Annotated in this window: 21 protein-coding genes; 12 read left to right on the plus strand and 9 right to left on the minus strand. The window is 62.0% G+C overall.

What is annotated here, in order from left to right; all coding sequences use genetic code 11:
- Positions 1-25 precede the first annotated feature (25 nt).
- From C479_RS14090 to C479_RS14120, 6 genes are all read right to left on the minus strand, one after another.
- On the minus strand, positions 26-448 hold the full coding sequence (locus C479_RS14090) for a hypothetical protein (RefSeq protein ID WP_007703927.1): 423 nt from the start codon (positions 446-448) through the stop codon (positions 26-28).
- Complete coding sequence (locus tag C479_RS14095; protein ID WP_007703929.1) at positions 445-1329, minus strand: hypothetical protein; 885 nt, start codon at positions 1327-1329, stop codon at positions 445-447. The genes C479_RS14090 and C479_RS14095 overlap by 4 nt, the downstream gene beginning before the upstream one ends.
- Complete coding sequence (locus C479_RS14100) at positions 1326-1856, minus strand: hypothetical protein (RefSeq protein WP_007703931.1); 531 nt, start codon at positions 1854-1856, stop codon at positions 1326-1328. Before C479_RS14100 ends, C479_RS14095 begins: the two co-directional genes overlap by 4 nt.
- Before the next feature lie 1748 nt (positions 1857-3604).
- Positions 3605-4099, minus strand: a complete 495-nt coding sequence (locus C479_RS14110) for a hypothetical protein (RefSeq protein WP_007703935.1) — start codon at positions 4097-4099, stop codon at positions 3605-3607.
- 2 nt (positions 4100-4101) lie between these two features.
- The gene (locus C479_RS14115) at positions 4102-4491 is read right to left on the minus strand and encodes a hypothetical protein (RefSeq protein WP_152415916.1); all 390 of its coding nucleotides are present in this window, start codon (positions 4489-4491) and stop codon (positions 4102-4104) included.
- Positions 4492-4494: 3 nt separating this feature from the next.
- Positions 4495-4719 carry a hypothetical protein gene (locus tag C479_RS14120; RefSeq protein ID WP_152415917.1) on the minus strand — a complete coding sequence of 75 codons (225 nt, stop codon included), beginning with the start codon at positions 4717-4719 and terminating at the stop codon, positions 4495-4497.
- Positions 4720-4808: 89 nt separating this feature from the next.
- Between C479_RS14120 and C479_RS14125 the strand changes: the two genes are divergently transcribed.
- Together C479_RS14125 and C479_RS14130 are read left to right on the plus strand one after the other, a co-directional pair.
- Positions 4809-4991, plus strand: a complete 183-nt coding sequence (locus C479_RS14125; protein WP_007703944.1) for a hypothetical protein — start codon at positions 4809-4811, stop codon at positions 4989-4991.
- A 237-nt stretch (positions 4992-5228) separates the two neighbouring features.
- The gene (locus C479_RS14130; RefSeq protein ID WP_007703947.1) at positions 5229-5501 is read left to right on the plus strand and encodes a hypothetical protein; all 273 of its coding nucleotides are present in this window, start codon (positions 5229-5231) and stop codon (positions 5499-5501) included.
- 43 nt (positions 5502-5544) lie between these two features.
- Here the strand turns inward: C479_RS14130 and C479_RS14135 are convergent, their stop codons facing one another.
- A complete protein-coding gene (locus C479_RS14135) occupies positions 5545-5991 on the minus strand; it encodes an archaellin/type IV pilin N-terminal domain-containing protein (RefSeq protein ID WP_007703950.1) in 447 nt (148 codons plus the stop codon).
- 268 nt (positions 5992-6259) lie between these two features.
- Here C479_RS14135 and C479_RS14140 point away from each other — a divergent pair, with 268 nt between their 5' ends.
- On the plus strand, positions 6260-7039 hold the full coding sequence (locus C479_RS14140) for a hypothetical protein (protein WP_007703951.1): 780 nt from the start codon (positions 6260-6262) through the stop codon (positions 7037-7039).
- Here the strand turns inward: C479_RS14140 and C479_RS14145 are convergent, their stop codons facing one another.
- The gene (locus C479_RS14145) at positions 7040-7336 is read right to left on the minus strand and encodes a transcriptional regulator (RefSeq protein WP_193788377.1); all 297 of its coding nucleotides are present in this window, start codon (positions 7334-7336) and stop codon (positions 7040-7042) included.
- A gap of 488 nt (positions 7337-7824) precedes the next feature.
- Here C479_RS14145 and C479_RS16320 point away from each other — a divergent pair, with 488 nt between their 5' ends.
- The 8 genes from C479_RS16320 to C479_RS14160 all read left to right on the plus strand — a co-directional run bounded on the left by C479_RS16320 (position 7825) and on the right by C479_RS14160 (position 10839).
- Positions 7825-7980 carry a hypothetical protein gene (locus C479_RS16320; protein ID WP_161607180.1) on the plus strand — a complete coding sequence of 52 codons (156 nt, stop codon included), beginning with the start codon at positions 7825-7827 and terminating at the stop codon, positions 7978-7980.
- Positions 7977-8270, plus strand: coding sequence for a hypothetical protein (locus C479_RS14150; RefSeq protein WP_007703955.1), 294 nt, complete (start codon positions 7977-7979; stop codon positions 8268-8270). The genes C479_RS16320 and C479_RS14150 overlap by 4 nt, the downstream gene beginning before the upstream one ends.
- Positions 8267-8431, plus strand: coding sequence for a hypothetical protein (locus C479_RS16325; RefSeq protein ID WP_161607181.1), 165 nt, complete (start codon positions 8267-8269; stop codon positions 8429-8431). The genes C479_RS14150 and C479_RS16325 overlap by 4 nt, the downstream gene beginning before the upstream one ends.
- Positions 8428-8550: a hypothetical protein gene (locus C479_RS16950; RefSeq protein WP_275039668.1), complete on the plus strand. Its 123-nt coding sequence runs from the start codon at positions 8428-8430 to the stop codon at positions 8548-8550. Before C479_RS16325 ends, C479_RS16950 begins: the two co-directional genes overlap by 4 nt.
- Positions 8547-8708, plus strand: coding sequence for a hypothetical protein (locus C479_RS16330; protein WP_161607182.1), 162 nt, complete (start codon positions 8547-8549; stop codon positions 8706-8708). The genes C479_RS16950 and C479_RS16330 overlap by 4 nt, the downstream gene beginning before the upstream one ends.
- A complete protein-coding gene (locus C479_RS14155; RefSeq protein WP_007703956.1) occupies positions 8705-9871 on the plus strand; it encodes a tyrosine-type recombinase/integrase in 1167 nt (388 codons plus the stop codon). The genes C479_RS16330 and C479_RS14155 overlap by 4 nt, the downstream gene beginning before the upstream one ends.
- 481 nt (positions 9872-10352) lie before the next feature.
- On the plus strand, positions 10353-10505 hold the full coding sequence (locus C479_RS16600; protein WP_007703959.1) for a hypothetical protein: 153 nt from the start codon (positions 10353-10355) through the stop codon (positions 10503-10505).
- Positions 10506-10584: 79 nt separating this feature from the next.
- Entirely contained in the window at positions 10585-10839 is a 255-nt protein-coding gene (locus C479_RS14160) for a hypothetical protein (protein WP_007703961.1), read from the plus strand.
- Between the two features lie 111 nt (positions 10840-10950).
- Here the strand turns inward: C479_RS14160 and C479_RS14165 are convergent, their stop codons facing one another.
- Positions 10951-12297, minus strand: a complete 1347-nt coding sequence (locus C479_RS14165) for a tRNA(Ile)(2)-agmatinylcytidine synthase (RefSeq protein WP_007703966.1) — start codon at positions 12295-12297, stop codon at positions 10951-10953.
- 235 nt (positions 12298-12532) lie between these two features.
- Between C479_RS14165 and C479_RS14170 the strand changes: the two genes are divergently transcribed.
- Complete coding sequence (locus C479_RS14170) at positions 12533-13501, plus strand: transcriptional regulator (protein ID WP_007703969.1); 969 nt, start codon at positions 12533-12535, stop codon at positions 13499-13501.
- The last annotated feature ends 141 nt before the right edge of the window (positions 13502-13642 follow it).

The following is a 13642-nucleotide window of genomic DNA, read 5'->3' on the forward strand; positions in this document are numbered from 1 at the left end:
TCTCCCTCGATTTCGTTTGGTTTCGTCATGAGTGATCGCCTCGAGTTCGAACCTCTCCTTCGTAGAGCCAGATCGTCCGGTCCTCGGTTCCTCGCCGGGACGTCGTCTCCTCAACGACGGCTTCCTCCAGCTCAAGCGAGATCCACTCGCCGATGTCGACGGCGCCGTGCTCGATGGCGACCTTGTAGGTCCCCTGGTCCCAGAGGTCGGCCCATTTCGGTCCGATTACGGGAATCGCCAGCACGAACATGCCAACCACTCGAAGCGGGATGTTGACGATCGGGAGGCCGAGAATCCTCCGTACGCGTTCCGGGAACGGGTCAGTTTGAACGAGAACGAGATCCTCGTCAGGTTCGACGCCGTCGTAGGTCTCCGATGGGATCGCGTACCGATCGAGATCGTCGAACTCGACCGCATCCGTGACGAGTGCTTCAATCGTTCGGGTCACTCGTCGTCACCTCCGTTCGCGCCAGTGCCGTCGATCGAGATCTCGACCGATTCGGGTGTCGCCGGTTCGTCGGCTTCCTCGTCGATGTCTTCGGCGAGAGCTTTCTCGATATCGTCCATGCCTCGGTCTTCGAGGAGTTTGTCGACCGACTCCTCGGCCTCCTGGCGGAGGTCTTCGAGTTCATCGGCCATCGAGTGCTCGCCGGGTGCCTCGACGCCCTCCGCGGCCTGGATGATCGCGTTTACCGTGACCGAGGCCGCGCGACGTCGGGCCTCGGGGGCGTCGACGATCTCCTCGAGCGACTGGTCGGCTTCTTTCGAGAGTTCCGACGTGATCTTCCGGTAGGCTCTGCGGTAGCGGCGGAGGTCGGCGTTCGACGCACCGGCCAGCCAGCTCGCGATCGCGACATTCCTCTCAGGGAAGTAGCGGTCAACTTCGTAGGCCTGCTGCCATTCAGCCTGGCCGCTCTCGTTGACGTCGACGAGCCTGGAGACCTCGGTCAGGTAGGACTTGTCGCGGATCTTCCCGTCGTGATCGACGACCGTGAGCTCGGCCCATCGGTCTCGGGATATCTTCCGCGTCGCGCGGTCGCCCGAGACGGGTTTCAACTCCTCGAGTAGTTCGAAGTCGTCACTGACGAGCTCGCCGATGACTCGTTTCGCGGGCATGATCGCAGCCGCGATGCCGACCGCGCCCGAGAGTGCGACCAGCCAGGCCCACGCGGGCGGGCTCGGCTGCACGTAGAACCCCACGAACGCGATCGCGACCGCGAGTGCGACCTTCTGCCAGGTCTCGAGCGCCTGGATGCGCTCGCGCTGCTCGCGGACGAGCTCGCGCGGGCCAGTGCGACGCCAGTCGATGCCGAGTAGTGACTCGATCATGGTTTCACCAGTTCGTCGGTGTCGTGTCGATCAGCGACCGCGCTCCAGCCGATGATGGCGAAACCGACCACGCCGCCGCCCGCAGCGCTGGCGACGCCGAGGCGGATCAGGCCCCACGTCGCGGGTACGCCCTCGAACGGGTCGAAATTGGAATCGCCGCTGTTGACGAGCAGCGCGGCGCCGTTCGATGTCGCGAGCGAAAGCTGTGGGTTCGACGGATCGGCCAGCGTGATCTCGACCGTCACGCGCTCTTCGCCTCGCAGCGTGACGCGTTCCTGGTCGATCTGGTGAGCGCCCGCGGAGTTGATCGGGCTGATGTCGGAGATCGTCACGCGCGTCGTGCTCGGCGTCGTCGACTCGAGCGTGACCTCGACGGTGTCGCCCCACTCGACGTCGGTGACGCGCACGTCCTCGTCGATCTCGAGGACGATCTCCGAGGTCTCGGATTCGTTCTGTGCCGCGACGGCGCCGGTCGCGATCGGCAGGAGCAGCGCTACCGAGAGCGCGAGAACGATAAGCCGGCGCATGAGTCAGTCCCCTTTGACGCGGTTGTACGCTCCGAGTCCGAGGAGTCCGGCGCCCGGAATCCAGAGCGGGATACCGAACAGTTTGATTCCCATGAGCCAGTTGAGGAGGCCGCCGTCGCCGTCCCACGGAAAGGTGATGCCGGTCTCGTTGCCGCCCTCGAGCTGTCTCTTATACACATCNAGAGATGTGTATAAGAGACAGGCTTCCTGCTCAACATCGGAGACGTCGTTCAAGGCCGCGATCAAGTCGTCGTAGTTGGTCTCAGAGCCGGTGAAACCACTCTGTCCCCACGTGAGTTCGTCGGTTTCGACTTTCTCCCCATTCTCATTGAACGTCCAGACGGTGATGATCTCGAACGGCTCATCCACCTGCTGAATTCCATAAGACTGCTCTCCGGCCTTGTCGACCGAGTGAGCAGCCATATAGATGTTCGTCGTCAAGTTCGCCGGATCGTAGAGTTGGCCCTCCTGGAAGCCACTCGCCGGCATGGGGTTAGCGAACAACTGCCCGGTCTCAACGAGCACGTCGCCGTTCTCGTCCGTCGAGTTCGGAAATTTGACCTCGACCGTCTCGGCAGATGTGGGAACGCCCATTGAGGCCAGTGCACCGGTTGCGTACGGGAACGTGTTCTCTTCGCTCGCGGTCAACGCCAACATCGTCGGCGTCATGAACTGGGACGGGTCCGTATCGTCCGCCTGGAGATCGGACCAGATGTTCGAAAGGAAGGTCTCGAACTCAGACTCGGCGTTCGAGATCGCAGTGTATACGTTCGAGAGTGCGTTGCCATACACCTCGTAGACGACCGGGACACTCGCCGTCGGCTCCTTCGGCGGGTCGATGTTCTCTTTCGACTGCTCATCGAGAGACTCGTACTCGTCCTGTGGCCACGGAGCCGTGTTGAGTGACCCGTGCTGCGAGATCGGGTTAACGTCGCGACCACCGTACGTCGCTGTCGAGTGGTCGACTCCGTCGAGAGTGAAGGCCCCAGATGTCCCCTTCTCGTTGGCAACACTCTGGGGCATCCAGTGGACAGCAAGCCCGTTCGTGTTCATCGGCCACTTGTACAAGATCACTTCAAGATCCTTCGCCCAGACCTCGCCGTTCACAAGCTCTATCTCATACTTCCGCTGTTCGCGGGAAACTTCGTCGAGGGCATCACCGTTCGATGCGAGGATCACGTCGGCCGGGGAAAGGCCAGAGACAACGGCCGCGTCGTCGAAGAAGTTCTTGACCTCTGTCGCCTGGAGTGCAGTCTCGTTGAGCAAATTCTTCTCCATCGTGGCACCCTGCTCGCGGATCACAGACTTGCCAGCAGCAAGCGCCTCACTCTGGGTCGCTCCGTTGTCGTGTTGCTGGTTCATCGCTTCGAGCGACGCCTCGGCCATCAACCGATTGACCGAGAACTCCGATAGGTCAGCGGCCGTAACGTCGAGCGTTTCGTTCGTCGCCTGGTTCGAGGCAAACGTCCGAAAGCCGTCGGCCCAGAGCGCCAGCCGTGCCAGCGTGTCGTACTCTTCGGTGCCGCGTTCAGGGGCGTTAGTCATCCCCGCCATGAACGCGGCCCCGATCGTCGCACCGACAGCCGCGCCAGCGAGAAACGGAACGATTGCCCTTGCGCGGCCGATCGGGGAGAAGCGTGGTGCCTGCGTCGAGCCGACCGCGACGGTGGCCGCGCCGCCCGCACCCGCTGCGATCCGCTTGAGGGTCCGGCGTTTCTCCGGATCAGGGACGGGTGATTCGTCCGCGCTCACAGCCATCCCTCCCGGCGGGCGTAGACCCCGCCGCCGAGCAGCATGGCCGCCGCGCCGAACGACACCAGCGGATCAGCGTCGCCCGTCACGTCGTCGATGATCGTTCCGCCATCGTCGTCCGAGCTGAAGACGTCGACGTGCGTGGCGTTGATGTCCGAGCTCGTCCCGTCGACGGTGACCGTGTAGTTGCCAGCCACGAGATCATCCGGGACGACCCACGTCGAGATGGTCTCGTTGCCCGGATCCGCGTCGACGGTCACATTGTCGACGGTTACTGTTTCGTTCGCGATCTCGATCGTCGACGTGTTCGCCGCGTCCGCCGTGTCGGTCCACTCGATCGCGACCTCGAGATCGTCGCCGTCCTCGAGCGTAACCGATTCGTTCGCGACCTCCGCGGCCGATGCGCCGCTAGTGATGAGTGCCGCCGTCAGGAAGACGGCGAACAGCAGTGCGATACCTCCAATCGTCTTGAGCGTGGTGTTGTGCGTCATTGTTAGTTCAGGTAGCTAACGAGCGTGAAGCCCGTGGTCTGGACACCGAACGCCGCAAACGCGGCCGGCGCTTCGGCGAGCGTTCCCTGGAGTGCCGGGAACAGCGGCGGTGCGAGGATCAGCCCGATCGTTGCGTAGACGATCCAGAGGTCTACCCCGGATGTGTCCGCGAAGCCGACGTCTCGATTGACGAAGACGGCCAGCAGACACGCCACGGCGATCCCGCGAGCAAGCGAGAACTCGATGTTCCCGAACTCGAACAGGATTTGACCGAGATCGATGAACGGGACCAGGTCCGTCGAGAGCATCCCCAGCGAGACGGCAACGGCCATCGAGAATGGGATGATGAGCCACACCTCTCGCTGGAAACTCATGTCTGGGTTGCCTGCCATTGTTCAGTCCAGGAAGGTGACCGCGGTGTTGTAGAGTTCGAGCAGCCCGGCGCCGCCGACGATCGCGCTCATGGCCTGGTACTCTGTCGTCCCCTCGGAGAACGCGAGGAGATCGCGGACCAGGTCGTAGTCGGCGAACTCGATCAGGCCGAAGTTGAGCGCCGCGACGGCGATGATAAGCGATGCGAGCAGTCGGATGGGCGGTGAGCCCACAGTATCATACGACATTGCAGTTCGGCGCTCAACCCACCCTATCTAAAACCTCAGCCAAATGGGTAGTCAATAAGTATAATAGGTATCGGGATGCCGGGCGGTACATGGCAATCCGCAAAATCCAGCGTATCGGCGGGTCGATCGGGGTCACGATTCCGAAAGACGAGGCCAAACGCGAGGGGCTCGTCGACGAAGATGGCGAGCTCGCCGGCGAATATCACGCCCAGATCAAACAGGAGGATGACCTTGAGTGGTCCGTCGACGTCTTCGACGAACTGGAAGGCTGATCTGAAACCCCGTGGAACCCGGTTTGTCCACGAGTCCCGCCACTTGCAGCGCGACAAAACGCGATCTCCGAAATTGCACATCGTTCTGAATCGGCCATGTGCAAAATCTACCGTTTTCTCAGTCGGCCGGTCACGCCGATCGGCACGATCGAGTCGGTCGTACTGGCCTCTTTATATACTCCGCCGATTTGAGTGAGGCGAAAACACTACGGAAATCGGGTGGATGTGCAATTTGGAATGCGAATCCAGAAAACGGACCGACGAGCGCGGAACTGGGAGAATTTGAAGAAAGCGACCGGTGAAAGCACCGTTTCGGGGGCACTCGATGCCGCGACGGTCTACTTTCTCCGGATGGCCGGGAGCGAAGGACATCCGACTGGTTCCATCGAGAAGCTGATGCTCGAGGCGGAGGAGCGAGGCTCGCTCACCGGCGAGGAGATCGCCGAGATTCTGGACCAGCCCCAGCTCGCCATCGAGTTCGAGACAGACTGGTCAGTCAGTGTCGAGTGAGTCTCAAAAAAAACGGCCCGGTAGTCAGCGTGTTTTCGGACGGTTATTGAAGCGTGAATTCTCCAACAACGGAATTCTCTTGGGCCTGAGTGTCGATACCGCTACCACTGGAGACGGATCCTTTGTACGCTTGGACCGTGAAGCTGTCCCCAGAACTATAAGACCCAGAAGTGGAATACGAGGTCGAGGCGCCAGTAGAAGTCAAGGTTTCAATTACGCTACCACTGCTGTCAACGATAGCAACCCCATCTGAGTTACCCAGGTCAGAGACTGAAACAGTGACAGTGTCCGTCCCATCGCCACTCACTGATACTCCCGCATTAACACCCGGTCCGTCAACGTTCTCACCGAAGTCCATCACGAGCGTCGCGATGACGGCTGCCAGAATGACCGTGATGGCAACCATGAGAATTACTCCTATGACAGGAGAGACCGCGCGTTCGTTGTCCGATCCGACCAATTTGTTGCGTAGTGTTTTACCGTCCAACATTGTAATCTCCTCCAGTCTCGGCAGGTTCCCATCGGCACCCGCACCGTGGGGCGCCTTCGGGTGATTCCTCCTGAACTGGATTCGATCATGACGGGGAACGGATAGCCTATAAATCTAATTGCTGGCGTGAGTTTCAAGCACGCCTACCTGTTTGACTCGTCGTTCCAAGCCAGTCTTGAAGCCGCTGAAACCTTCGAATTCGTCCGATCTGTGGCCCAGCGTGAACGCCCATAACCGTTTTGGGCGACTCGGCCCGTGAGTCCAAACGATGACCGACGACGCGATCGTGACGCCTGCCGATCTCGCGCGCACCTACGACGGCGGCTACTACGACGACCCCTGGCCGATCGTCGAGCAGTACTGGGACGTGATGGACTACAAGAGCCGCCACCCGAACAAGGGCTCGAGCGCGGTGGCGAGTGCCCTCGATCTCCCGCGAAGCCGGATACGGACGTGGCTCGACGGCGGGGCGCCCGACGCGGCGCGAGCAATCGACGTCGCGCGTCGGCACAACTGGATCGAGATCAGTTACGGGCACGCGACTTTCGACGCGCTGAACGCGCTGGTCGCGAACGTGTTTTCGAGTGGATCGATCGCGTCGGAGACCTACGTCCCAGCGTTCGCCCTGGATCCGAACCGGCGCCAACTGCACATCGTCGACGGGCTCGAGGCGGTCGGCATCGGCTACGAAGTCGTCGACGATCGCGAGGGGCGGACCGACGAGGCTCGCCCTACCGAGCACGGGTCGATTCTGGGGCGCGTGCTGGCCGCTCTCGGGGCGCCGGTCGGATCGAAGGGAGATCAACGCGTCACGCTCCCGGTGTATCTCGACGGCGCTCCGACTGCCGTGCGGGAGACGTTCGTGTTGTGCTATCTCGAGAATCGAGCGAACGAGCACAACGACATCCTGCGATTTCGCGAGGAGCGCGGCGATGGCTACCTCCGCGAACTGGCCGCACTGATCGAGAACGTTTCCGGTGGATCGGTTTCGGTTTCCGAAAAGAACGTGATTCTCTCTCGCGACGCGACGGACGCGATCGGCGTCTGACTACTCGAGATCGTCGGCGTCGAGATCGCCCGCGAGGTAGGCTCGGCCCTTCTCGGTGATCTTGTACGGAGATCCCTTCCCTTCCTCGGCTTTTTCGAGATATCCGTTCTCCGCCAGACGGGCCATTTTCCGGGAGAACGTACTCAGGCTCTTATCCACCATTTCGAACTCTTCCACGAGGTTGTAGTGAACGGCCCCAGGCTTCAGTGCAATTGGCTGGTTGTCGACGTCGGCCCCATCGAGAAATTCGAGGATAGCGTCGTCAACTTCGTTCATCCACGGTACCCTGGGGCGCATACCCCCGCTTTGCTATGACGCTTTCTTAGACTCTCCGATATTCTGATTGAATGCATGTTATTTGTCCCTGGTGCGAGTTCTGTTGCATAGATTTAAGTTCTTGTGATTCTCACGAGTTCGTAGAGGACACTCGGGACTCGGCGCGAGTCGAGACAGGAAGGAAGGTGATCGGATCCGCGTTGGCGCGCGGGTCTCGGGTGGTCCTCTGTTCCAAGAACCATGCGACGACGCAACCCGCGGGGTCTTGAAACCTCCGCACGACGAACCGCTTTCGGAAATTCCGGAAAGCGGACTCCGACACTTATCGGACGACAGTACCGACCACAGGATAGCCGACGGACGCCCCGCCGGGCGCACTACCCTGGACAGGATCAGCGCCCGGCCGCGTGTCCGCGGTCCCACAACAATGAGACCATGTTTCCAAATCAGCGCAAACGGTTTGAACGTACCGCTATCGACCAATTCGCGAACAATTTCGAGGTGACCCGATGAACGATTTCGAACCCCAACAGTGCGAACTGGGCGGCTGTACGAACCCGGCGACGCAGATCTCGCCCGAGGGCCACGTCTGTTCGAGCTGCGCGGCGTCGATCGGTGTCGACTATCGCAGAGCCGAGCGCCGCGAACGGAGGGCGCTGCGATGAGGTTCACGTACGATCCCGGCCAGGATGGTCCGGAGATGGCGAGCGCTGAAGCCCAACAGCAGATCGCGCTCCAACTCGAGCGGATCGCGGACGCGCTCGAGGATGACGATGATCGCCTCGTCACTGACGGCGGGACCGACGAGGCCAGCCAACACGACGTCGACACCGCGGTCGAGGACGCCGAGACCGTCCCCTGGTGTCCGTCCTGCGAGGCGTTCGCCGTCCCGGTCGCCGACGGGACCTGTGGCGAGTGCGGATCGACTGTCGAGTTCAAGGAGGCCGACCCATGACGGTGATCGGTCAGTGTGCCGACTGTGAGACTCCGGCGCACCTGCGATTCAAGCCCGATCGCCCGGTCGACGAGCAGAGCCAGCCATCGATCTGTGACGACTGTCGCTGCGATCGCGAGCAGCAACTGGCGGACATCCGAACGGAGGAGATCGTCCGATGAGCGAGGCCTGGAGTCCGGACGCCGGTTGTCAGACCTGCCACGGTCTCGGCTACGTCGGTCGCCCGCCGTCGATCGATCGCTGCCCCGACTGCGGAACCACCACGGAGGCCCGATCATGAGCGTCCAGCAGCCAGCGCAGCCGTGTTGCCAGAACTGCGGGACTACACGCGGGCGCGTTCGACAGGTTCGCGTTCGCAACCCGAACGGCACGGTCACGACGTGCGAGGACTGCGAGGACGAGCTCGCCGCGGAAATCGTCGAGGAGGTCGAACGGTGAGTTCGGACGATCGCCTTGACGAGCTCGCCGACGAGATCGTCGCGCGCCTCGACGACGAAGACCTCGAGCCGACGGCGCCGACGAAGGCGTTCGAACTCTGGACCGAGCAACTCGATCGGGCTGACTCGACGATCGAGTCCTACCGGTATCGAGTGAAGCCGTTCCTCGAGTTCTGCGCCAACGAGGGCATCACGTCACTCGATCAGCTGACGACGCGCAAAATCAAGGAGTTCGAAGGAAGTCGTCGCGGCGCCGACCTCAAACGCCAGACGATCAACAACCAGTTCGGCACGCTGAAACAGTTCCTGCGCTACTGCATCGACCTCAACGCCGTCAGTGAGGAGGTCGTTGCCTCGCTCGACGTTCCGGATCTCTCGAAAGAGGATCGGGTGAACACCGAGAAGCTGATCGCGAAGCGTGCGCACACGATTCTCGATAACCTCGAGAGATACCGCTACGCGTCACGGGATCACGTCCTGTTCCTGTTGCTCTGGCGGACTGGCGCCCGAATCGGGACGATCTACTCGCTCGATGTTGAGGACGTCTACCGGGACGACGACGATCGCGAGCGGCTACGGACCTACCTCGAGGAAGATTACTCGCCGAGCGTCGTCGAACAGATCCTCGAGGACGCGAGCCTCCCGTTCATCTTCCCGCGACATCGTCCCGAGACCGATACGCGCCTGAAGAACGAGATCGAGGGCGAGCGCGTCATCAACGTCGCCGACTGGGTCGCCGATGTCGTTCAGGACTACATCGACGTCAACCGAGCGGACCAGCGCGATGAACACGGCCGCGAGCCCCTACTGTCGTCTCGGAAGGGCAACGGACGGCTATCGAAGTCGGCCATGCGGAACTGGATCTACGTGATCACGCAACCCTGCGAGTTCGGCGGTCCGTGTCCCCACGATCGGGATCCGGAGACTTGCGAAGCTCGCGAGCACGGTCACGGATCGAAGTGTCCCAGCTCGCGGAGTCCCCACAAGATGCGGACCGGCTCGATCACCTGGCACCGAGATCGGGGCTGGCCCGTCTCCGACCTCTCGGACAAGGCCAACTCCGGAGAGGACCTGATTCAGGGCGTCTACGACCAGCCGGAGAAGCTGGTCCGTGGCGCCTCACGACGACAGCACCTGAACAAACTCGACGAGGACAATCAATGACGACGACCATCACCCAGACGACGATCGCACAGCCTTCGACTATCACTCCAGAGATCGGTCCGCGTCGGACCGGTCTCGCTGACCTCGGCGGTCCCACTCGAACTTCTGAAAGCAGTCATCGCTACTCTCTAAGCGTCCGCTACAGGCCGAAAATCCACTTCTCGGACCCAGGGTAAGCAGTTGCTACTGCAGACTGAAATCGGGTGGAGATGCGGCGAAATTCTCAATCGGGCCAGTAAGCCTAACACGTGGTCGTACACACTGAAAGACGGCGAGGGAACGGAGCTGTCGGTGCCGATAGGGGGCTCGACAACCGCTGTCCGGCCCTCGCCTGCGGACTACCGTGGCTCGTGTTTCAGACACCGCTGCCGTGAGCCGAAATTGGTGCCTGTGAGGTGGGGAAATGGGACATTACCACTAACTCAGCCAGTAAATCGTAGAAACGGTTTTGTAACCAACCGAGGTGTTCTCGCGTGTCACAATGCGACGGCTCAGTCAACTCTCCGAATCGTGTCGGACACACCTCGAACTGGCGCTGGCGACCGACGACCCGGCCGAAAAGGACTACCACATTCGATCGGTCATGCAAGCCGGCTGCGTCGAAGAGATTCCCGACGAGTTCCCTAGCGACTGACTGCGGATATTGTCGTGACTGTCACGCGTAGGGACCGGTGTCCTGTTCCATTTTCACCTCGCACCGCGTACCGGTGCGTGTGACCGAACTCGAAATTCCGCCCGATACCGACGGGCAGACCGCGGCGTCCCTCGTTCGCGACTTCGTCGACGAAGGTGTGCTCGTCGAGGTGCACACGGCCGACACGATGGGCCATAGCGTCTCCGAATCGCCCACAGTCGAAGGCGAGGTCACTGGCTTCGAACCCGGCTATCTGGAACTCGACGGCGAGGGACCGGCTGGCAAAGGGGTCAGGTGGGACGAGGTGTCGTTACTCACTCGAATCCAATCTTGAGTCCGTCTCTTCGAATCCATTCTTGAGCCATTATCGTGTTGAACGTACCGGTGTCGATCGAATCGTCCGGCTGCGTTCTCAGATCGAATCGTAACGCTGTCCGGGTATCGGTCAGCGCTCGGGATGCGTGGGCGCGTCGAAGCCGCCACGGACCAGCGGCTTCGCGATGTGACGGCGTGCCCGTGGCGGCACCTCGTACCAGCCCAGTTCGAGGTCCCGGTCGATCGATACTCGATCGCGAGTGGGCGTCGACGTCCCGCAGTCGCGACAGCGGTATCCCTGATCGCGTCCGGCGCTCTTCATTGTTCGCTCGCACGACGGGCAGGTTGGCGTGACCGTCTGCTCCCGACGGAGTTCCCGGACGGCGAACTTCTCGAGTTTGAGCGTTCCGCGCGCGACTTCGCCGCAGACGGTCACGCGGTCGCCCGGCCGAAGTGCCCGGACGTGGTCGCGGAATCGCTTCGTCGGTTCGAACGCGACGCAGGTTCGTTCGTACTCGGGAGGATCGTGCTCGTCCGGGTCTGTTGTGTGTTCGCCGGTGGTATCCCCCGGCGATGGGTCGTCCCAGCCGGCGGCGATGGTGACGAAGACGTGCCCGCCACGTCGTGTTTCGGGCTCACTCGTCACGATTCCATCGACGGTGTAGGCGTGCCCATTTTCCAGCGATCCGAGGCGGCCGGCCTGGAGGTGGGCATCGGTTCCTTGATTGGTCAGGAATCGCTCGCTGCTCGCGATCGGTTCGCCCTCGAGACTCGCGACGACGTCGTCGACGGCGGCTGCCTCGTCGCCTCGGATGCCGGCCAGTACCGGCCCCGGCGTCCGTGGTACGCAGACGAGTTCGCCGGTCCCCCGGTCGATCGTGTCCCAGACGGCCGGGTACGCCCGTTCTGCAGCGGTTCGAAGCGATTCCGGGTGCACATCCCGTGGTGTTCCCCATCGCGTCGGCTCCCGGTAGGTGATGTGTTCGACGGTCCACTCGTCGAACGCGCGCCAGGCACCGACGGCCGCGAGTGCACCGATGCGGCCACGGCCGTTCCCCCAGCCCCGGTGTCGGTAGCTCGTCTCGCCGAGGACCGTCCTGGCGTCGTCGATCGAGAGCTGTTCGTGAATTGCCCGTCGTGAAAACGTCGCCACCGTGTCGCTCACACCCTCGTGGGTATCCGAGGCCGTCGATTCGGTGACGACGAGCCCGGGATTCGTTCGGTCGTCGGCGGTGATCGCCAACTCGTCGAGCCGGTCTTCGGCGATTTGAAGCGCCGCCTCGGGATCGACGTCGGTGTGAATCGCGATCGCTGCGTTGCCCCGCGTTTTGTACTCGACGGCGGGATTGAGTCGGATCAGCAGGAGTCGATCGACGGTGCCGTGCTTGCGCAATTGCGACGCGATCCGACTGGCGACGTAGGTGGTACACATCCCTCGTTCGCGGGAGTCGGTGTCGTCCAGCCCGACGATCGTCATATACACCCCCTTGGTGTGGGCAGTGGTACGCGTTTCGGACTGTGGGAATGGGGGCATCCAGATACCGTTCCGAACATCGGCGAACGGCCGTCTCTCCCTGGGGGTCACTTTCTATAAATATAGTCGGTAATATCTTTGAATAGTAAAACCGATCCCGCTGTCTCGATCAGAAAACGCAAGCCGGGGCGGTGACATACGGGAAAAGCATATATACGGTGAATAGCTAGATCACACCATGTCTCGGTCTGCACTGGTTGGAAACGTCACCGCGATGCTCTCGGACGCCGGGTTCGTGGTGAGTGACCGGTGTGCGATCCGACCGAAGAGTTTCGACGTCGCAGCACGCCGTGGAAACGACCTCATCCTCGTCAAGATCCTCGGGAACATCGACGCGTTCAACGAGGCAACCGGACTCGAGATGCGCCGTCTCGGTGCCCACCTCGGCGCGACGCCGTTCGTCATCGGGCTTCGCAGCCGCGACGAGGATCTGAAACCTGACGTCGTCTACTTCCGTCACGGCGTTCCGGTCTTCAGCCCGGACACGGCCTACAACCTCTTCATCGAAGGGGTTCCGCCGCTGATCTACGCGGCGCCCGGCGGCCTGTACGTCAATATCGACGGCGACCTACTCGCGGACGAGCGCAAGCAACGCGACTGGAGTCTCGGCCGGCTCGCGTCGGAACTCGGCGTCTCGCGCCGGACTGTCTCGAAGTACGAAGACGGGATGAACGCCTCGGTCGAGGTCGCGATGGCGCTCGAAGAACTCTTCGAAGGCGATCTGACCCACCCGGTCGACGTCCTCGACGACGAAGACGACGTTCACGACGACGAACCGACACCCGACGATCCGGAAGCCGATCCGAACGATGCCGATCTAGTCGCGACGCTCGTTCGAACCGGGTTCACCGTTCACCCGACGACCCGCTCCCCGTTCAAGGCCGTCAGTACCGAGGAAGATCGGAACGAAGAACCCGTGCTAACGGGCCACTCGACCTTTACGAAGGCCGCGAAGAAACGGGCCAAGATCATGTCCTCGATCGGTCACGTCGCCCGGACGCGCTCGGTCTACGTCGTCGACGACGCCTCCCGGGAGTCCGTCGATGGGACCGCACTTGTCGAGCGCGACGAACTCGAAGCGATGGACGACGCCGACGAGCTTCGGGCCGTGATCCGCGAGCGCGCGGAACCGGAAGAAGCGCTCTAGCCACTGAGGAAGCCGACCGGCCTGCACCGATTTTCGTCGGTTCCCATCCGAAACTAGGTGAGACGGCCGTCTATCGCATCTCTGCGTCCGCTCCGGTTCAGTCATGGCTGGGGCGCTCGTTCCGAGGGGGTTGTCCAGCGG

The sequence above is a fragment of the Halovivax asiaticus JCM 14624 genome (assembly GCF_000337515.1).
Lineage (GTDB): Archaea > Halobacteriota > Halobacteria > Halobacteriales > Natrialbaceae > Halovivax > Halovivax asiaticus.

What these genes read in the sequence shown, in the direction of transcription:
- C479_RS14095 (WP_007703929.1), bottom strand. Translation starts at nt 1,329, where the DNA reads ATGATCGAGTCACTACTCGGCATCGACTGGCGTCGCACTGGCCCGCGC.
- C479_RS14100 (WP_007703931.1), bottom strand. Translation starts at nt 1,856, where the DNA reads ATGCGCCGGCTTATCGTTCTCGCGCTCTCGGTAGCGCTGCTCCTGCCG.
- C479_RS14110 (WP_007703935.1), bottom strand. Translation starts at nt 4,099, where the DNA reads ATGACGCACAACACCACGCTCAAGACGATTGGAGGTATCGCACTGCTG.
- C479_RS14115 (WP_152415916.1), bottom strand. Translation starts at nt 4,491, where the DNA reads ATGGCAGGCAACCCAGACATGAGTTTCCAGCGAGAGGTGTGGCTCATC.
- C479_RS14120 (WP_152415917.1), bottom strand. Translation starts at nt 4,719, where the DNA reads ATGTCGTATGATACTGTGGGCTCACCGCCCATCCGACTGCTCGCATCG.
- C479_RS14125 (WP_007703944.1), top strand. Translation starts at nt 4,809, where the DNA reads ATGGCAATCCGCAAAATCCAGCGTATCGGCGGGTCGATCGGGGTCACG.
- C479_RS14130 (WP_007703947.1), top strand. Translation starts at nt 5,229, where the DNA reads ATGCGAATCCAGAAAACGGACCGACGAGCGCGGAACTGGGAGAATTTG.
- C479_RS14135 (WP_007703950.1), bottom strand. Translation starts at nt 5,991, where the DNA reads ATGTTGGACGGTAAAACACTACGCAACAAATTGGTCGGATCGGACAAC.
- C479_RS14140 (WP_007703951.1), top strand. Translation starts at nt 6,260, where the DNA reads ATGACCGACGACGCGATCGTGACGCCTGCCGATCTCGCGCGCACCTAC.
- C479_RS14145 (WP_193788377.1), bottom strand. Translation starts at nt 7,336, where the DNA reads ATGCGCCCCAGGGTACCGTGGATGAACGAAGTTGACGACGCTATCCTC.
- C479_RS16320 (WP_161607180.1), top strand. Translation starts at nt 7,825, where the DNA reads ATGAACGATTTCGAACCCCAACAGTGCGAACTGGGCGGCTGTACGAAC.
- C479_RS14150 (WP_007703955.1), top strand. Translation starts at nt 7,977, where the DNA reads ATGAGGTTCACGTACGATCCCGGCCAGGATGGTCCGGAGATGGCGAGC.
- C479_RS16325 (WP_161607181.1), top strand. Translation starts at nt 8,267, where the DNA reads ATGACGGTGATCGGTCAGTGTGCCGACTGTGAGACTCCGGCGCACCTG.
- C479_RS16950 (WP_275039668.1), top strand. Translation starts at nt 8,428, where the DNA reads ATGAGCGAGGCCTGGAGTCCGGACGCCGGTTGTCAGACCTGCCACGGT.
- C479_RS16330 (WP_161607182.1), top strand. Translation starts at nt 8,547, where the DNA reads ATGAGCGTCCAGCAGCCAGCGCAGCCGTGTTGCCAGAACTGCGGGACT.
- C479_RS16600 (WP_007703959.1), top strand. Translation starts at nt 10,353, where the DNA reads ATGCGACGGCTCAGTCAACTCTCCGAATCGTGTCGGACACACCTCGAA.
- C479_RS14165 (WP_007703966.1), bottom strand. Translation starts at nt 12,297, where the DNA reads ATGACGATCGTCGGGCTGGACGACACCGACTCCCGCGAACGAGGGATG.
- C479_RS14170 (WP_007703969.1), top strand. Translation starts at nt 12,533, where the DNA reads ATGTCTCGGTCTGCACTGGTTGGAAACGTCACCGCGATGCTCTCGGAC.